A 17,636-nucleotide genomic window follows, 5' to 3' on the forward strand; every position below is an offset into this window, starting at 1 on the left:
TGAAGAATTTACAACAGGTACGGAGCAGTAAAAGTAACAAATGTTCTGAATCAGGTAGTTCAGTTGCGCTAAGGCGGTCAACGCCGCAGCAGATTGAAAGACAATGATGCGGGAATAGCTCAGTTGGTAGAGCACGACCTTGCCAAGGTCGGGGTCGCGAGTTCGAGTCTCGTTTCCCGCTCCAGAACGTGCAGTAAAAAGTAATGCATCAGAATCAAGGATTTCAGCCGCGTCCAGGCCGTTAACGCCGCAGCGCAATGAAAGACGACGATTATGCGGGAATAGCTCAGTTGGTAGAGCACGACCTTGCCAAGGTCGGGGTCGCGAGTTCGAGTCTCGTTTCCCGCTCCAGTCTCTGTTGCAGTACGCCATCCAAATCACGGATTTAGTCTTTTTGCGGTTGTTGTGACTTAAGAATGCCGGTACATAATCGAGTATTTGAGTTTGCAACAAGGCGGCAACTGAGCGAATCCCTGGGAGCTTACACGAGTAAGTGACCTGGGTGAGCGAAGGCAGCCAACGCCGTGGCAGACTAAAATACGAAGATTATGCGGGAATAGCTCAGTTGGTAGAGCACGACCTTGCCAAGGTCGGGGTCGCGAGTTCGAGTCTCGTTTCCCGCTCCAGATTTTCATATTCACTAAAGTTATTTGCCCCCGGGCACAATCAGACATACAACTGCTGCAGTCGTTTTACCTGTGCGGTTCCGTTTGTTATCTGGAAATTTTGCACGCCGCGTGAGTGCCCTGGATGTCTGCGTCTGTTGCAGTAATCTTACAGGTTATCCACAATGCGCCCGCAACGTGCTGACGGCGTTTTACCCTATCTGCAAAACCGTTTTGAACAGAGTTATCCACAAGCTCTGGACAAGCCCCTGCGCACAAAACCCGACGTAAATGTTTACAGTAATTATCTAACTCTATGTTTTTTATTGGGTAAATGATATTTCAGACTGTGAATGCCCCTTTTAGACGAAATAACGATCCACGTCACTATTCGGGGAAATAATTTTATTCACAGCATGTGGAAAAGCATAATATCCTGCGCGATTGCTCAATCATGCATCACGCGGTAACCCTTTCTCGACGGCGCGCACCAGCCGCTGCTGCTGTGCTGATTGCACCTCTACCTCCTGCGCCGCGCGCTTTTGCCGCTGCTGCGCTATCGCCCAGTCAATGTGCTCATCCAGCAGCGGATGTTCACCGCGCCGCTGTTCTAATGCCGTGAGATTTTCGGGTGCCCAGGGCGCATTACCCAGCGCCACCGCTACATTACGCAGCCAGCGCAGATGGCCGATGCGGCGAATGGCAGAGCCTTCCGTGACGCGCAGAAAACGGGCTTCATCCCAGCCGAACAGTTCGACCAGCTGCGGCGCGTGCAGCACCGCGCGCGGCGAAAAATCCTCTTCATCGGTCAGCTGACCATAGCGGTTCCACGGACAGATCAGCTGGCAGTCGTCACAGCCGTAAATGCGGTTGCCGATCAGCGGGCGCAGCGCTTCGGGAATGGCGCCTTCCAGTTCAATGGTGAGATAGGAGATGCAGCGGCGCGCATCGACGACATAAGGTTCGACGATGGCGCCGGTCGGGCAGATGGTCATGCAGGCGACGCAGCGGCCGCACTGCTCTTGCTGCGGCTCATCCACCGGCAGCGGTAGATCAATCAGCAGTTCGCCGAGGAAAAACCACGAGCCGGCTTCGCGATTCAGCACCAGCGAATGTTTGCCGGTCCAGCCGAGTCCGGCTTTGACGGCAATCGGCCGCTCCAGAATGGGCGCGGAGTCGACAAACGGACGAAAATTGAGTTCGCCGCAGTGGGCCTGGATTTTTTCTCCGAGCTTTTTCAGTCGATTGCGCAATACTTTGTGGTAATCGCGGCCCAGCGCGTAGCGGCTGACATAACCCAGCTGCGGGTTTTTTAGCGTGCTGGCAAACGCGGCTTTGGCCGGAAGATAGTTCATGCGCACGCTGATCACGCGCAGCGTGCCGGGCAGCAGTTCATGCGGGCGGGCGCGCATCATGCCGTGACGCGCCATCCAGTCCATCTCGCCGTGATACTGTTTCTCCAGCCACTGCTGCAGTTTCGGCTCTTCGGCGCTCAGGTCGGTATCGCAAATACCCACCTGCTGAAAGCCGAGTTCGCGCCCCCACTGTTTAATCTGTTGAGCGAGCTGTTGAAGATCGAGAGGGTATGACATGAGAGACCAGGCAATTGAAGCAAACGCACGCAGTTTACCACACTCTGTCTGGCCTGCGCAGGCCATGCCGCAACTGGAGTGCGACGCCGCCGATAGCCTGGGACTGACGCTGTATGAACTGATGCAGCGCGCCGGGCAGGCCAGCTATGAACGGATTCGCCAGCAGTGGCCGCAGGCGCAGCACTGGCTGATTTTATGCGGCCACGGTAATAACGGCGGCGATGGCTACGTGGTGGCGCGGCTGGCGCAGGCCGCCGGGCTGAGCGTGACGCTGCTGGCCTGTGACAGCGAACGTCCGCTGCCGGAAGAAGCACAGCAGGCGCGCGACGGCTGGCTGGCGGCGGGCGGCGTGATTCATGCCGCCGACGCTGCCTGGCCGGAACACATCGACGTGATTGTTGATGCGCTGCTGGGCACCGGGCTGAATCGCGCGCCTGCCGCACCTTATCAGTCGCTGATCGAACAGATCAATGCGCACGCCGCGCCGGTGTTTGCCGTCGATATCCCTTCCGGGCTGGTGGCCGCGACCGGCACCACGCCAGGGGCGGCGGTCGTGGCGGACTGCACGCTCAGTATGATTGCGCTGAAGCCCGGTCAGCTCACCGGCAAAGCGCGTGACCACATCGGCGTGCTGCATTGCGCGACGCTTGGCCTGGACGCGTTTCTCGCTGGCGAGCCGGCGCCGATTCATCGCTACGCTGCAGCGGATTTACCGCGCTGGCTGAAGCCGCGCAAAGCCACCTCGCATAAGGGCGATCACGGCCGTTTGCTGGTGGTCGGCGGCGACAGCGGCACTGCCGGCGCGATCCGCATGACCGGCGAAGCGGCGCTGCGCAGCGGTGCCGGGCTTGTGCGGGTGTTAACGCATGAAGATAATATTGGTCCGATTCTCAGCGCACGACCGGAGCTGATGGTGGATGCCCTGAGCGACGCGCGGCTGGACGACGCGCTGGCGTGGGCGGATGTCATCGCCATCGGCCCCGGTCTTGGCCAGCGTGAATGGGCTCAGAAGGCACTGAAAAAGGTGGCACTGAGTGAAAAGCCGATGCTTTGGGATGCTGATGCGCTTAACCTGCTGGCAATCAATGCAGATAACCGTCAGAATCGCATCATTACGCCGCATCCCGGCGAGGCAGCACGCCTGCTCGGGGTGAAAACCGCAGAGATTGAGAGTGACCGCTTACACGCCGCACAGACCCTGGCAAACCGCTACGGCGGTGTGGTGGTGCTGAAAGGTGCCGGTACGGTAATTGCCAGCGCGGCGGGCGATATGGCGATTGCGGATGTCGGCAATGCAGGCATGGCGTCCGGCGGTATGGGCGATGTGCTGAGCGGTATGATCGCCGCCCTGCTGGGCCAGCAGGCCACGCTGTTTGACGCCGCCTGTGCGGGCTGTGTCGCGCACGGTGCCGCGGCGGATGCGGTAGCGCGACTGCGCGGGACGCGCGGCATGTTAGCCACTGATTTGTTCGCACTGCTGTGGCAGTTTGTTAATCCAGAGATGATCCAACAATAAAGCATGAAGACCTGTGTTATTCCTTTGCCCGATGAGGCGGCAACCCTGAATCTGGGTGCGCAACTGGCCCGCGTTTGCAGCAGCGCGGTGGTGATCTATCTGTATGGCGATCTGGGTGCCGGTAAAACCACCTTCAGCCGCGGCTTTTTGCAGGCGCTTGGCCATCAGGGCAACGTCAAAAGTCCAACCTATACGCTGGTTGAGCCCTATCAGCTGGGCGACCGCAGCCTGTACCATTTCGATCTCTATCGCCTCGCCGACCCGGAAGAGCTGGAGTTTATGGGCATCCGTGACTACTTCAGCGGCGACGCGCTGTGCCTGGTTGAGTGGCCGCAGCAGGGCGCAGGTGTGCTGCCAGAGCCGGATCTGGCTCTGACGCTAAGCTACGTCGCCAGCGCGCGCGCAGCGGAAATCCGCGCGCATTCGCCGCTGGGCGACACGCTGCTGCAGCAGTTTCAGCAGGGCAGGGAACCGGCATGATGTCACGCGTTACCGGGATGATGCTCGCCCTGCTGTGTCTGTTCTCCTCGTCGGCGCTGGCCGCGACACTATCGGATATCAAAGTCGATAACGGCGACAGCCAGGCGACGGTGACCCTGAGCTTCAACGGCCAGCCGGTGTATGGCTTCTTTCCGCTGCACAACCCGAACCGGGTGGTGCTGGATATTCGCCAGAGCGGCAATATTCAGGGGCTGCCGCTCAACTTTAGCGGCGAAAACATCGTTAAACGGATTCGTAATAGCCAGCCGAAGGATAAGCAAAGCATCCGGCTGGTGTTTGAGCTGACCCAGGCGGCAAAAACGCGCGCCAGTACGCAGCGCGACGGCAATCAGTACCGCGTGGTCTTCACCATCAGCGGCACCCAGCCGGCCAGACGCAGCACCGCGGCGGCACCGGTGACGCGTGCGCGCCAGAGCGACAGCGCCACAACCAGCCAGGGCAATCCGTTCAACGCCAATCCGGTGACGGCGGTGACCAGCAGCAACACCACGGTGCGTCCGGGCGGTGCTGTCAGCCGTAATGATGCGGTGATCGTGGCGATTGATGCCGGACACGGCGGTCAGGATCCTGGCGCGTCGGGCCAGCACGGCTTACATGAAAAGAATGTCACCATCGCCATCGCGCGGAAGCTCAAGGCGCTGATGGATCAGGACCCGATGTTTAAACCGGTGCTGACGCGTAACGGCGACTACTTTATTTCGGTGATGGGCCGTTCCGAGGTGGCGCGTAAAGAGAACGCTAACCTGCTGGTATCGATTCACGCCGACGCCGCACCGAATCACTCTGCCACCGGGGCTTCGGTTTGGGTGCTGTCCAACCGTCGCGCCAACAGCGAAATGGCTAACTGGCTGGAGCAGAAAGAGAAACAGTCTGAGCTGCTGGGCGGTGCGGGCGATCTGCTGGCGAACAGCCAGGCCGATCCCTACCTGAGCCAGGCGGTGCTGGATCTGCAGTTTGGCCATTCACAGCGCGTCGGCTATGACGTGGCGGTTAAAGTGCTGCAGCAGCTGCGCGGCGTGACGCCGTTGCACAAGCGTCTGCCGGAACATGCCAGCCTCGGCGTGCTGCGTTCGCCGGACATCCCTTCTTTACTGGTTGAAACCGGCTTTATCAGTAACGCCGGGGAGGAGCGGCTGCTAGGCAGCAGCGCGTATCAGGAAAAGATTGCCCAGTCGATTTACAAAGGACTGCGTAACTATTTCCTCGCGCATCCGCTGCAATCGGTCCCAAAGGAGGAAAACCGGCCGCTGGATCGCGCACCAGCGGTTAGCGTCGCCAGCAACCCGGCGACCGGCACCGTGCAGTACACCGGTGCTACCCAGCGCCATACCGTTACGCGCGGCGAGACGCTGTCCGGCATTGCCGCGCGATACGGGGTCAGCATGGCGACGCTGCGCGAGCTGAATAACCTGAAGCGCGATGTGGTGTGGGCCGGCCAGCGGCTGAAAGTGCCGGCCGGTTCCGGCGTCAGCACCGCGGCCAGCCGTCCGGCGCGGCACAAAGTGGTGCGCGGTGATTCGCTGACGGCGATTGCCGCGAAGTACGGCGTCAGCCCGAAAGCCATCATGCAGGCGAATAACATGAAGTCGAGCAACGTGATGCTGGGGCAAAATTTAAAGATTCCACAATCCTGATGAGGGGCTGCGCGCAGCCCATACCTGATAAGGATCACCACCATGCCAATACAGATTTTACCGCCTCAGCTGGCGAACCAGATTGCCGCTGGCGAAGTGGTTGAGCGCCCGGCCTCGGTCGTAAAAGAGCTGGTGGAAAACAGCCTTGATGCCGGAGCGACGCGCATTGAGGTCGATATTGAGAAAGGCGGTGCAAAGCTGATCCGCATCCGCGACAACGGCTGCGGCATCGCCAGAGATGAACTGGCGATGGCGCTGGCCCGCCACGCCACCAGCAAAATCGCCTCGCTGGATGATCTGGAGGCGATTGTCAGCCTCGGCTTTCGCGGCGAAGCGCTGGCGAGTATCAGCTCGGTGTCGCGCCTGACGCTAACGTCGCGCACCGCCGATCAGCAGGAAGCCTGGCAGGCCTATGCCGAAGGGCGCGATATGGCGGTGACGGTCAAACCCGCCGCCCACCCGGTGGGAACCTCGCTGGAAGTGCTCGATTTGTTCTACAACACGCCTGCCCGCCGTAAATTCATGCGCACAGAAAAGACCGAGTTCACCCATATTGATGAGGTGATTCGCCGCATTGCGCTGGCGCGTTTCGACGTTGCCATTTCGCTGACGCACAACGGCAAGCTGGTGCGTCAGTATCGCGGCGTGACGCAGGAGGCGCAGCGCGAGCGGCGTCTGGGTGCCATCTGCGGGACGCCTTTCATGCAGCACGCGCTGCGCATTGACTGGCAGCACGACGATCTGGCGCTGCGCGGCTGGGTGGCCGATCCGGCGGGGTCGCGTCAGGTTTCCGACCTGCAGTACTGCTACGTTAACGGTCGCATGATGCGCGACAAGCTGATTAATCACGCCATCCGTCAGGCCTATCAAACCCAGCTCGGTGAAGATCAGCAGCCAGCCTATGTGCTGTATCTGGAGATTGACCCGCACCAGGTGGATGTCAACGTGCATCCCGCGAAGCATGAGGTGCGTTTTCATCAGTCGCGTCTGGTGCATGACTTTATCTGGCAGGGCGTGATGAGCGTGCTGCAGGCCAGTCGCAGCGCCGAATTGCCGCTGGCCCATGCCGAAGAGCCGCCGCCGCAGTGGCAGCCAGAGAACCGCCAGGCCGCCGGGGCGAATCACTTTGCCCAGCCGGCAACCGGTGCGCGCAGCGGTGGCAGCGCGGCATCCGGCGGCACGGGCGGCCAGTGGCAGCCGAAAGAGCCGGGCTATCGCGCGCGTGAAGGGGCGGTTTATCAGCAGCTGATAAAAACACCGGCGGCGGAGACGCCACGCGCACCGGCCGCTGAACCCGCGCCCGCGCCACGCCCGGCACCCGCGCGTGAAGCGCCGCTGGCCGCCCACACGCAAAGTTTTGGCCGGGTGCTCAGCGTGGTGCGCGAGCGCTATGCGCTGCTGGAGCGCGGGGAGACGTTGCAGCTGCTGTCATTAAGCGTGGCGGCGCGCTGGCTCAAACAGGCCCAGCTGCAACCCGGCGATGAGGGGCTCAAACCGCAGCCGCTGCTGATCCCGGTACGGCTGAAAATCGCTCATGAAGAGTTAAGCGTGATTGATGCCCAGGCGGCGCTGTTAAGCCAGATGGGCATTGATTTACAACGGGAAGGACAGCATGTGACGCTGCGCGCTGTCACTTTACCGTTACGAACACAAAATTTACAAATCTTGATTCCAGACCTGTTAGGCTATCTCGCCCGGCAGCAAGAAGTTTCTGCTTCCGCACTGGCCCAGTGGCTGGCGCGACGCGACGATGCGGCAGAACCTCACTGGAATCACTCGCAGGCGATCACGCTGCTGGCAGAGCTCGAACGGCTCTGCCCGCATCTGCTGAAATCGCCGCCTTCAGGTCTGTTACAGACCCTTGAGATTGAGAGCGCGCTAAACGCGTTGAAGCATGAGTGAACTGAACCAGGCTAGCCGGCCAAAGGCAATTTTTTTGATGGGGCCGACCGCCTCCGGTAAGACGGCATTAGCCATTGCGCTGCGTCAGCAACTTCCGGTGGAACTTATTAGCGTTGACTCTGCCTTAATCTATCGCGGGATGGATATTGGCACGGCGAAACCGTCGGCACAGGAGTTGGCGCAGGCACCCCATCGCTTGCTGGACATTCGCGACCCGGCGGAGAGCTATTCCGCTGCTGAGTTTCGTCGCGATGCGCTGGCAGAAATGGCGGAGATTACCCAAAAAGGTAAGATTCCGCTGCTTGTTGGTGGAACCATGCTTTACTTCAAAGCGTTGCTGGAAGGATTGTCGCCGCTGCCCTCGGCCGATCCGGAAGTGCGTCAGCGAATAGAGCAAATGGCGGCGGAAAAAGGCTGGGAAGCCCTGCACCGCCAGCTGTGTGAAATCGATCCGGTCGCCGGTAGTCGTATTCATCCGAATGATCCGCAGAGACTTTCGCGAGCACTGGAAGTTTTTTTTATTTCGGGTAAAACTTTAACGGAACTGACAAAAACGGCCGGTGAAGCGTTACCCTACGATGTGTACCAGTTTGCTATCGCTCCGGCGAGCCGTGAACTGTTACACCAGCGCATCGCGTTGCGTTACGACCAGATGTTAGCGTCAGGTTTTGAAGCGGAGGCTCGGGCACTGTTTGCACGAGGTGATTTGCATACGGACATGCCTTCCATTCGCTGTGTTGGTTACCGTCAGATGTGGTCTTATCTGTCTGGCGAAATCGATTACGACGAAATGGTTTATCGGGGAATTTGCGCTACCCGGCAGCTCGCTAAACGCCAGATGACCTGGTTACGTGGCTGGCCCGACGTCCACTGGTTAGACAGTGACGCGCCAGAATTAGCGCGTAATGCGGTACTTCAGGTTGTTAGTGCGTAGCAGGGATGATTGTGTACAATTGGTCCGTTATCGTGCGCAAATTTTTACGCAGTTTTTCTGAACCACGGTTCACAAAGTAACAAACAACAAGCATATAAGGAAAAGATAGAATGGCTAAGGGGCAATCATTACAAGACCCGTTTTTGAACGCATTGCGTCGTGAACGTGTACCGGTTTCGATCTATTTGGTGAATGGTATTAAGCTGCAGGGACAAATTGAATCCTTTGATCAGTTCGTCATTCTGTTGAAAAACACGGTAAGCCAGATGGTGTATAAGCACGCCATCTCTACAGTGGTTCCTTCTCGTCCGGTTTCGCACCATAGCAACAACGCGGGCGGCAGCGGTGGCAGTAACTACCACCATGGCGGAAGCAACCAGGGCGCTCAGTCGCAGCCACAACAAGACGGCGATAACGCAGAGTAATTCTGCACGGCCGTAAAGCCAGGGCTGGGGAGCGAGTGCGTTTTCCCGTCCTGGTTATTTTATTTTAGCGAGGTTATAGCTTGTTTGACCGTTATGATGCCGGTGAGCAGGCCGTACTGGTACACATCTGGTTCTCCCAAGACAAAGAGCTGGAAGATTTGCAGGAGTTTGAAACTCTTGTCTCTTCTGCGGGCGTCGATGCGCTGCAAGTGATTACCGGCAGCCGTAAAGCGCCACATCCCAAATATTTTGTCGGTGAAGGAAAGGCAGTTGAAATTGCCGATGCGGTGAAAGCGAGTGGAGCATCGGTCGTTTTATTCGATCATGCCTTATCCCCTGCTCAGGAACGTAATCTTGAGCGGCTGTGCGAATGTCGCGTAATCGATCGCACCGGCTTAATTCTCGATATTTTTGCCCAGCGCGCCCGCACCCATGAAGGGAAATTGCAGGTCGAGCTGGCACAGTTACGCCATCTTGCCACCCGTCTGGTGCGCGGATGGACTCACCTTGAGCGGCAGAAAGGCGGTATCGGCCTGCGTGGACCGGGTGAAACCCAGCTGGAAACCGACCGTCGCTTACTGCGCGGCCGTATCAGCCAGATTCTGTCCCGCCTTGAACGCGTGGAAAAACAGCGTGAGCAGGGACGTCAGGCGCGTGCGAAAGCCGATGTGCCGACCGTCTCCCTGGTGGGCTACACCAACGCCGGTAAATCCACCCTGTTCAACGCCATCACTTCAGCCAACGTGTATGCTGCCGACCAGCTGTTCGCCACGCTGGACCCGACGCTACGCCGCCTGAATGTGGCCGATGTCGGCGAAGTGGTGCTGGCGGATACGGTAGGCTTTATCCGTCACCTGCCGCATGACTTAGTGGCGGCATTTAAAGCCACCCTGCAGGAAACCCGTCAGGCGTCGCTGCTGCTGCACGTGATTGACGCCGCGGATTTGCGCGTCAATGACAACATCGACGCCGTAAACGAAGTGCTGGCAGAGATTGAAGCCGATGAGATTCCGGTGCTGCTGGTGATGAACAAGATCGATATGCTGGATGGCTTTGAGCCGCGTATCGATCGTGACGAAGAGAACCGGCCGACGCGCGTGTGGCTGTCGGCGCAGAGCGGTGCCGGTTTGCCGCTGCTGTGGCAGGCGCTGTCCGAGCGCTTAGCCGGTGAAGTGGCGCAGTATGATTTACGTCTGCCGCCGGAAGCGGGCCGCCTGCGCAGCCGCTTCTATCAGCTGCAGGCGATTGAAAAAGAGTGGAATGAAGAAGATGGCTGCGTAGGTTTGCAGGTGCGAATGCCGATTGTTGACTGGCGCCGCTTGTGCAAGCAGGAACCGCAGCTCGCCAGTTATATTGTTTGACCGTTGCCCAACTCATTTACCCCAAGACGTGCCCGGCACGTGGCAGGGTAAACTTATATACAATAAATGGAGTAGAGACATGGCGTGGAATCAGCCCGGAAATAACGGACAGGACCGCGACCCGTGGGGAAGCAGCAATAACCAAGGCGGCAACTCTGGGGGAAATAAAGGAGGTCGCGATCAGGGACCTCCTGATCTGGATGATATCTTCCGTAAGCTGAGTAAAAAACTCGGCGGACTGGGCGGTGGCAAACAGAGCGATAACGGCCAGCGCAGCGGCGGCAGCGGTGGCAAACTGGTTGGCATTGTCGCCGTGGCGGCAGTGGTCATCTGGGCAGCCAGTGGTTTCTACACCATTAAAGAAGCGGAACGCGGGGTAGTGACGCGTTTCGGCAAATTCAGCCATCTGGTTGAGCCTGGCCTCAACTGGAAACCGACCTTTATCGATCAGGTGCGGGCCGTCAACGTCGAAGCGGTGCGTGAGCTGGCGGCATCTGGCGTGATGCTGACTTCGGACGAGAACGTGGTGCGCGTGGAGATGAACGTGCAGTACCGCGTGACTGATCCGGAGCGCTACCTGTATGCGGTGACCAGTGCCGATGACAGCCTGCGTCAGGCTACTGACAGCGCGCTGCGCGGCGTGATTGGCCGCTCGACCATGGACCGTATCCTCACCGAAGGCCGTACCGTCGTGCGTAGCGATACCCAGCGTGAAATCGACGAAACCATTCGTCCTTACAACATGGGTATTACGCTGCTTGACGTCAACTTCCAGGCGGCGCGTCCACCGGAAGAGGTCAAAGCCGCGTTTGACGATGCGATTGCCGCCCGCGAAAACCGCGAGCAGTACGTGCGTGAAGCTGAAGCGTACGCCAACGAAGTGCAGCCGCGTGCTAACGGCCAGGCGCAGCGTATTCTTGAAGAGGCGCGCGCCTATAAAGAGCGTACTGTGCTGGAAGCGCAGGGTGAAGTGGCGCGGTTCGCGCGTCTGCTGCCGGAGTACAAAGCCGCACCGCAGATCACCAAAGAACGTCTCTACATTGAAAGCATGGAGCGCGTGCTCAGCCATACCCGCAAAGTGCTGGTTAACGACCGTGGCAACAGCCTGATGGTGCTGCCGCTGGATCAGCTGATGCGTGGCGGCCAGGCAGGCGGCCAGAGCGGTCAGAACAATGCCAATCTGATGAAGTTACCGTCGTCACCGGGCAGCAATGCCGGCCGCGGCGACACTTCATCCTATAGTCCGGACAGCATCATGGATCAGCGTCGCGCCAATGCGCTGCGTAACGATACCCAGCGCGAAGGGAGGGAGTAATCGATGCGTAAGCCAATCATCGCCGTAATTATTGTTGTTCTGGTGGTGCTGTACGCCTCACTGTTCGTGGTGCAGGAAGGCCAGCGCGGTATCGTGCTGCGCTTTGGTAAAGTACTGCGTGATGATGAGAACAAGCCGCAGGTGTACGCACCGGGTCTGCACTTCAAGATTCCGTTTATCGAAACCGTGAAGTCGCTGGATGCGCGCATCCAGACCATGGATAACCAGGCCGATCGTTTCGTCACCAAAGAGAAGAAAGACCTGATTGTGGACTCTTACATCAAGTGGCGCATCAGCGATTTCAGCCGTTACTACCTCGCGACCGGCGGTGGCGATGTATCTCAGGCGGAAGTACTGCTGAAACGTAAGTTCAGCGACCGTCTGCGTTCAGAAATGGGCCGTCTTGATGTGAAAGATATCGTCACCGACTCGCGTGGCCGTCTGACTACCGACGTACGCGATGCGCTGAACACCGGCAGTGCCGGCAATGACGACGAAGTGCAGACGCCAGCCGCTGACGATGCGATTGCCAGCGCGGCTGCCCGCGTTGAGCGCGAGACCAACAGCAATGAGCCGGCGCCAAACCCGAACAGTATGGCGGCGCTGGGTATTCAGGTGGTCGACGTGCGCATCAAGCAGATCAACCTGCCGACCGAAGTTTCGGACGCGATCTACAACCGTATGCGCGCCGAGCGTGAAGCAGTAGCACGTAGCCAGCGTTCACAGGGTCAGGAAGAGGCGGAAAAACTGCGCGCTCAGGCCGATTATCAGGTAACCCGTACGCTGGCAGAAGCGCAGCGTCAGGCGTTGATCAGCCGTGGTGAAGGGGATGGTGAAGCGGCCAAGCTGTTCGCTGACGCCTTCAGCCAGGATCCTGATTTCTACGCCTTTATCCGCAGCCTGCGTGCCTATGAGAACAGCTTCGCGGACAATCAGGACGTGATGGTGCTGAGCCCGGATAGCGATTTCTTCCGCTATATGAAGGCGCCAACTAACGTCTCGCGTTAATAACTGTTATAACCTTGAGGCCGACACTGATGTCGGCCTTTTTTTTGGGAAAACAGAATGAACACAACCGTCTGGATGGCGCTGGCTTTGGTGCTGGTGCTGGAGGGATTAGGACCGATGCTGCTGCCGCGCTTGTGGCGTCGCATGATTCTGGCGATGACGCAGTTACCGGACCGTATACTGCACCGTTTTGGCGGCGGGCTGGTGGTGGCGGGCGTGGTGATTTACGCCATGCTGAGCACGCACGCGAATGGCTGAGCAAAAATCTGCGCGCTGCCGCACGGCTAAATTGTGTCTGCTGCAGAGCATTGCCCCCAACATGTTGTAGTGATCAAAACTCAGGCAAAAAACAGCGCAATCGTATGCTAAAAGTGCTGAAAGAGTGAAAATCCGATGGTAGAATCCATTTTTAAGCAATCGGTGATTTTAGAAAATGGGTAAGAACGTCGTCGTACTGGGCACCCAATGGGGTGATGAAGGTAAAGGTAAGATCGTAGACCTTCTGACTGAACGCGCGAAATATGTTGTGCGTTACCAGGGTGGCCACAATGCAGGCCATACACTTGTCATCAACGGTGAGAAAACCGTCCTCCACTTAATTCCCTCTGGCATCCTGCGTGAAAACGTCACCAGCATCATTGGTAATGGTGTTGTGTTGTCACCTGAAGCCCTGATGAAAGAGATGAACGGTCTGGAAGCGCGCGGTGTGCCGGTACGTGAACGTCTGCTGATCTCTGAAGCTTGTCCGCTGATTCTGCAATACCATGTGGCGATGGACCTGGCGCGTGAAAAAGCGCGCGGTGCCAAAGCTATCGGTACCACCGGTCGTGGTATCGGCCCAGCCTACGAAGATAAAGTTGCCCGTCGCGGCCTGCGCGTCAGCGACCTGTTCAACAAAGAAACCTTTGCCGTGAAGCTGAAAGAGATCGTTGATTTCTACAACTTCCAGCTGGTGAATTACTACAAAGAAGATGCAGTAGACTACGATAAAGTGCTGAGCGATGTGCTGGCGGTGGCCGACATCCTGACCGGCATGGTCGTTGACGTGTCTGAACTGCTGGACGGCGCGCGTAAGCGTGGCGACCTGATCATGTTTGAAGGCGCACAGGGTACGCTGCTGGATATCGACCACGGTACGTATCCGTACGTGACTTCGTCCAACACCACTGCTGGTGGCGTGGCGACCGGTTCAGGTATCGGTCCACGTTACGTGGATTACGTGCTGGGCATCGTCAAAGCTTACTCCACCCGCGTCGGTGCCGGTCCATTCCCGACCGAACTGTTTGATGAAACCGGCGAGTTCCTGTGTGAGAAAGGTAATGAGTTCGGTGCCACCACCGGCCGTCGTCGTCGTACCGGCTGGCTGGATGCGGTTGCAGTGCGCCGCGCGGTGCAGATCAACTCCCTGTCCGGCTTCTGCATGACCAAACTGGACGTGCTGGATGGCCTGAAAGAGGTGAAAATCTGCGTTGGTTACCGTATGCCGGATGGCCGCGAGATGACCACCACGCCGCTGGCGGCAGAAGGCTGGGAAGGCATCGAGCCGATTTATGAAACTCTGCCGGGCTGGAGTGAAAACACCTTTGGTGTTAAAACACTGGAAGGCCTGCCGCAGGCAGCACGTGATTACATCAAACGTGTTGAAGAAGTGACTGGCGTGCCGATTGATATTATTTCAACCGGTCCCGACCGTAGTGAGACCATGATTCTGCGCGATCCGTTCGACGCTTAATCACGTTTTGCAGGCCGGACACTGTCCGGCCTTCGTTTATCTGCTCTTTGACTCCGCTCACTTCATTTTTTCCTGCTGGTTTCGGGAGTTGCAGGAAAAAAGCGCTCCGGGTTTTCCACACTGGTTTATCATCAATGTTAATCGAAGCGCTCACGGGCGTTATAACAACAATATCGATGATTCACTGAGGTACATGTGCAGCTAACAAGTTTTACCGATTTCGGTCTGCGCGCCCTGATTTACATGGCGACATTGCCGCAAGGTCAGCAGACCAACATTACCGAAGTCACCGATACCTACGGGGTATCGCGTAACCATATGGTTAAAATCATCAATCAACTGAGCCGGGCCGGCTTTGTTGCCGCGACACGCGGTAAAAACGGCGGAATTCGTTTAGGCATGGACCCGGAAAAAATCGTCATTGGCGATGTCGTGAGAAAAATGGAGCCTTTGCAGCTGGTAAACTGTAAAGAGTGTGCGATAAATCCCGCCTGTCGCCTGCGTAGCGCGCTGAATAATGCGGTCCAGCTGTTCCTGCAGGAGCTGGATAAATATACGCTCGCCGACCTGGTGCAAAACAACGATTCGCTTTACCACATCTTATTGTCCGAACCGCCGGTGGCAATTCCACATAAATGACATCGGAGGAACCGTAATGTCAAAAGATCCCTTTCAGGATAGAGAAGCTGAAAAGTACGAAAATCCTATTCCCAGTCGGGAATTTATCCTCGCGCTATTAGAAAAGCGTGAAAAGCCGGCGAGCCGCGAAGAGATCGCCGAAGAGTTAAACATCACCAGCGAAGATCAGCTTGAAGCGCTGCGTCGCCGCCTGCGCGCCATGGAGCGTGACGGCCAGCTGGTGTTCACCCGTCGCCAGTGCTACGCCCTGCCGGAGCGTCTGGATTTACTGCGCGGCAAAGTGATTGGCCATCGCGATGGCTACGGCTTCCTGCGCGTTGATGGTCAGAAAGATGACTTCTACCTCTCGGCGGAGCAGATGAAGTTCTGCCTGCACGGTGATGTCATCCTCGCCCAGCCGGGCGGCTCCGACCGCAAAGGGCGGCGTGAAGCGCGCGTGGTCCGCGTGCTGGAACCGCGCAACAGCCAGATTGTTGGCCGCTACTTCACCGATGCCGGCACCGGCTTTGTGGTACCGGACGACAGCCGTCTGAGCTTTGACATTCTGATCCCGGCGGAAGAGACGCTGAATGCGCGCATGGGATCGGTGGTTGTGGTGGAAATCGTGCAGCGCGCGACGCGCCGCAGCAAAGCTATCGGCAAAATTACAGAAATTCTCGGCGACAACATGGGCACCGGTCTGGCCGTGGATATGGCGCTGCGCACCCATGAAATTCCCCACTCATGGCCGGAAGAAGTTGAGAAAGAGATTTCCAGACTGAAAGAGCAGGTACCGGAATCGGCGAAAAAAGGCCGCGTCGACCTGCGTGAACTGCCGCTGGTGACCATCGACGGTGAAGACGCGCGTGACTTCGATGACGCCGTTTACTGCGAGAAAAAACGCGGCGGCGGCTGGCGCCTGTGGGTGGCAATTGCCGACGTCAGCTATTACGTGCGTCCCGGCACCGCGCTGGATAACGAAGCGCAGCAGCGTGGCACCTCGGTCTACTTCCCGTCGCAGGTGATACCGATGCTGCCGGAGATCCTCTCGAACGGCCTGTGCTCGCTCAATCCGCAGGTGGATCGCCTGTGCATGGTGTGCGAGATGACCATCTCGGCCAGCGGTAAACTCACCGGCTTCAAACATTACGAAGCGGTGATGAACTCACATGCGCGTCTGACCTACAACAAAGTGTGGAGCATTCTGCAGGGCAACCCGGAGCTGCGTGAACAGTATGCGGCGCAGGTGAAGCACCTCGAAGAGCTGCACCGCATGTATGAGGTGCTGGAAACCGCCCGTGAACAGCGCGGTGGCATCTCGTTTGAAACCGACGAAGCCAAATTCATCTTCAACGCTGAGCGTCGCATTGAGCGCGTGGAGCGCACCGTACGTAACGATGCGCACAAGCTGATTGAAGAGTGCATGATTCTGGCCAACATCGCCTCCGCGCGTTTCGTTGAGAAACATCAGGAGCCGGCGCTGTTCCGCGATCACGATCGCCCGAGCGAAGACAGCATCACCAGCTTCCGTACCGTGCTGGGCGAGCTGGGTCTCAGCCTGCCGGGTGGGTCGAAACCGCAGCCGATCGATTATGCCGATCTGCTGACGCAGATTGCCGACCGTCCGGATGCTGAAATGCTGCAAACCATGCTGCTGCGTTCGATGAAGCAGGCGGTGTACGATCCGGAAAACCGCGGTCACTTTGGCCTGGCGCTGGCGTCGTATGCGCACTTTACCTCGCCGATCCGTCGCTATCCGGATCTGCTGCTGCACCGTGCCATTAAGTATCTGCTGGCCAAAGAGCAGGGCACGGTAAAAGGCAACACCACGCCAACCGGTGGTTATCACTACGATATGCAGCAGATGCTGCAGCTGGGTCAGCACTGTTCGATGACCGAACGCCGTGCCGACGAAGCGACGCGCGATGTGGCCGACTGGCTGAAGTGCGACTTTATGCAGGATCAGGTGGGTAACGTATTCAACGGCGTGATCTCCAGCGTGACCGGCTTTGGCTTCTTTGTTCGTCTCAACGATCTGTTCATTGATGGTCTGGTGCACGTCTCCACGCTGGACAATGATTACTACCGCTTCGATCCGGTGGGCCAGCGTCTGATTGGCGAATCCGGCGGTCGCACTTACCGTCTGGGTGATGCGGTGGAAGTGCGCGTTGACGCGGTGCACATGGATGAGCGCAAGATCGATTTCGCGCTGATCTCCAGCAAACGCGTACCGCGCGGTGAAGGGAAAACCGCGCGCGAGCGTGAGAAGCGTGGCGGCAAGCCACCGGCGAAGCGGCGTCGCGACGCGGGTCGCAAGGGCAACTTTGAGCCGGACGCCGCTTTCCGCGGTGAGAAGCAGCCGCCTGCGGCGAATAAGAGCGAGAAAAAAAGCAAAAAAGTCTCCGAAAAAACCCGTAAAATCGCCGCCGCAACCAAGGCGAAGCGCGCAGTGAAGAAGAAGGCCAGCGAAGCCTGATGGCCTCTTCACCCGCC

At 58.1% G+C, this 17,636-nt stretch carries 14 protein-coding genes and 3 tRNA genes; 16 read left to right on the forward strand and 1 reads right to left on the reverse strand.

Going from position 1 to position 17,636, the window contains the following annotated elements:
• Positions 1–108 precede the first annotated feature (108 nt).
• The 3 genes from F3J36_RS16990 (at position 109) to F3J36_RS17000 (ending at position 626) form a co-directional block, all read left to right on the forward strand.
• Positions 109–184 (forward strand) — tRNA-Gly (locus tag F3J36_RS16990).
• 91 nt (positions 185–275) lie between these two features.
• Positions 276–351 (forward strand) — tRNA-Gly (locus tag F3J36_RS16995).
• A 199-nt stretch (positions 352–550) separates the two neighbouring features.
• A tRNA-Gly gene (locus F3J36_RS17000) sits at positions 551–626 on the forward strand.
• 431 nt (positions 627–1,057) lie between these two features.
• Here F3J36_RS17000 and queG read toward each other — a convergent pair.
• Positions 1,058–2,197: a tRNA epoxyqueuosine(34) reductase QueG gene (gene queG / locus F3J36_RS17005; RefSeq protein WP_166720087.1), complete on the reverse strand. Its 1,140-nt coding sequence runs from the start codon at positions 2,195–2,197 to the stop codon at positions 1,058–1,060.
• Here queG and nnr point away from each other — a divergent pair.
• From nnr to rnr, 13 genes are all read left to right on the forward strand, one after another.
• Positions 2,196–3,713: a bifunctional ADP-dependent NAD(P)H-hydrate dehydratase/NAD(P)H-hydrate epimerase gene (gene nnr / locus F3J36_RS17010; protein WP_166720088.1), complete on the forward strand. Its 1,518-nt coding sequence runs from the start codon at positions 2,196–2,198 to the stop codon at positions 3,711–3,713. The two genes, queG and nnr, sit on opposite strands and share 2 nt — an antisense overlap.
• A 3-nt stretch (positions 3,714–3,716) precedes the next feature.
• Positions 3,717–4,193, forward strand: a complete 477-nt coding sequence (gene tsaE / locus F3J36_RS17015) for a tRNA (adenosine(37)-N6)-threonylcarbamoyltransferase complex ATPase subunit type 1 TsaE (protein WP_058775731.1) — start codon at positions 3,717–3,719, stop codon at positions 4,191–4,193.
• Entirely contained in the window at positions 4,190–5,848 is a 1,659-nt protein-coding gene (gene amiB / locus F3J36_RS17020) for an N-acetylmuramoyl-L-alanine amidase AmiB (protein WP_166720089.1), read from the forward strand. Before tsaE ends, amiB begins: the two co-directional genes overlap by 4 nt.
• Before the next feature lie 42 nt (positions 5,849–5,890).
• On the forward strand, positions 5,891–7,750 hold the full coding sequence (mutL, locus tag F3J36_RS17025; protein ID WP_166720090.1) for a DNA mismatch repair endonuclease MutL: 1,860 nt from the start codon (positions 5,891–5,893) through the stop codon (positions 7,748–7,750).
• Complete coding sequence (gene miaA / locus F3J36_RS17030) at positions 7,743–8,684, forward strand: tRNA (adenosine(37)-N6)-dimethylallyltransferase MiaA (RefSeq protein ID WP_031280158.1); 942 nt, start codon at positions 7,743–7,745, stop codon at positions 8,682–8,684. The genes mutL and miaA overlap by 8 nt, the downstream gene beginning before the upstream one ends.
• A gap of 110 nt (positions 8,685–8,794) precedes the next feature.
• Positions 8,795–9,109 (forward strand): RNA chaperone Hfq, encoded by a 315-nt coding sequence (hfq, locus tag F3J36_RS17035; protein WP_010618006.1) that lies wholly within the window; start codon positions 8,795–8,797, stop codon positions 9,107–9,109.
• A gap of 80 nt (positions 9,110–9,189) precedes the next feature.
• A complete protein-coding gene (gene hflX / locus F3J36_RS17040) occupies positions 9,190–10,470 on the forward strand; it encodes a ribosome rescue GTPase HflX (protein WP_021509763.1) in 1,281 nt (426 codons plus the stop codon).
• A 79-nt stretch (positions 10,471–10,549) separates the two neighbouring features.
• Positions 10,550–11,785, forward strand: a complete 1,236-nt coding sequence (gene hflK, locus F3J36_RS17045; RefSeq protein ID WP_021509762.1) for an FtsH protease activity modulator HflK — start codon at positions 10,550–10,552, stop codon at positions 11,783–11,785.
• Positions 11,786–11,788: 3 nt separating this feature from the next.
• Positions 11,789–12,793 (forward strand): protease modulator HflC, encoded by a 1,005-nt coding sequence (gene hflC / locus F3J36_RS17050; RefSeq protein WP_021509761.1) that lies wholly within the window; start codon positions 11,789–11,791, stop codon positions 12,791–12,793.
• A gap of 57 nt (positions 12,794–12,850) precedes the next feature.
• Entirely contained in the window at positions 12,851–13,051 is a 201-nt protein-coding gene (locus tag F3J36_RS17055; protein ID WP_031280157.1) for a DUF2065 family protein, read from the forward strand.
• Positions 13,052–13,226: 175 nt separating this feature from the next.
• Positions 13,227–14,525, forward strand: coding sequence for an adenylosuccinate synthase (locus F3J36_RS17060; RefSeq protein ID WP_058759868.1), 1,299 nt, complete (start codon positions 13,227–13,229; stop codon positions 14,523–14,525).
• Between the two features lie 195 nt (positions 14,526–14,720).
• A complete protein-coding gene (nsrR, locus tag F3J36_RS17065) occupies positions 14,721–15,164 on the forward strand; it encodes a nitric oxide-sensing transcriptional repressor NsrR (RefSeq protein WP_021509758.1) in 444 nt (147 codons plus the stop codon).
• 16 nt (positions 15,165–15,180) lie between these two features.
• On the forward strand, positions 15,181–17,619 hold the full coding sequence (rnr, locus tag F3J36_RS17070; RefSeq protein ID WP_058771339.1) for a ribonuclease R: 2,439 nt from the start codon (positions 15,181–15,183) through the stop codon (positions 17,617–17,619).
• The last annotated feature ends 17 nt before the right edge of the window (positions 17,620–17,636 follow it).

The sequence above is a fragment of the Pantoea sp. Cy-640 genome, assembly GCF_011752635.1.
GTDB lineage: Bacteria > Pseudomonadota > Gammaproteobacteria > Enterobacterales > Enterobacteriaceae > Pantoea > Pantoea dispersa.

Coding starts and splice junctions, on each gene's coding strand:
- nnr (WP_166720088.1), top strand. CDS start 2,196: ATGAGAGACCAGGCAATTGAAGCAAACGCACGCAGTTTACCACACTCT.
- queG (WP_166720087.1), bottom strand. CDS start 2,197: ATGTCATACCCTCTCGATCTTCAACAGCTCGCTCAACAGATTAAACAG.
- tsaE (WP_058775731.1), top strand. CDS start 3,717: ATGAAGACCTGTGTTATTCCTTTGCCCGATGAGGCGGCAACCCTGAAT.
- amiB (WP_166720089.1), top strand. CDS start 4,190: ATGATGTCACGCGTTACCGGGATGATGCTCGCCCTGCTGTGTCTGTTC.
- mutL (WP_166720090.1), top strand. CDS start 5,891: ATGCCAATACAGATTTTACCGCCTCAGCTGGCGAACCAGATTGCCGCT.
- miaA (WP_031280158.1), top strand. CDS start 7,743: ATGAGTGAACTGAACCAGGCTAGCCGGCCAAAGGCAATTTTTTTGATG.
- hfq (WP_010618006.1), top strand. CDS start 8,795: ATGGCTAAGGGGCAATCATTACAAGACCCGTTTTTGAACGCATTGCGT.
- hflK (WP_021509762.1), top strand. CDS start 10,550: ATGGCGTGGAATCAGCCCGGAAATAACGGACAGGACCGCGACCCGTGG.
- hflC (WP_021509761.1), top strand. CDS start 11,789: ATGCGTAAGCCAATCATCGCCGTAATTATTGTTGTTCTGGTGGTGCTG.
- F3J36_RS17055 (WP_031280157.1), top strand. CDS start 12,851: ATGAACACAACCGTCTGGATGGCGCTGGCTTTGGTGCTGGTGCTGGAG.
- F3J36_RS17060 (WP_058759868.1), top strand. CDS start 13,227: ATGGGTAAGAACGTCGTCGTACTGGGCACCCAATGGGGTGATGAAGGT.
- rnr (WP_058771339.1), top strand. CDS start 15,181: ATGTCAAAAGATCCCTTTCAGGATAGAGAAGCTGAAAAGTACGAAAAT.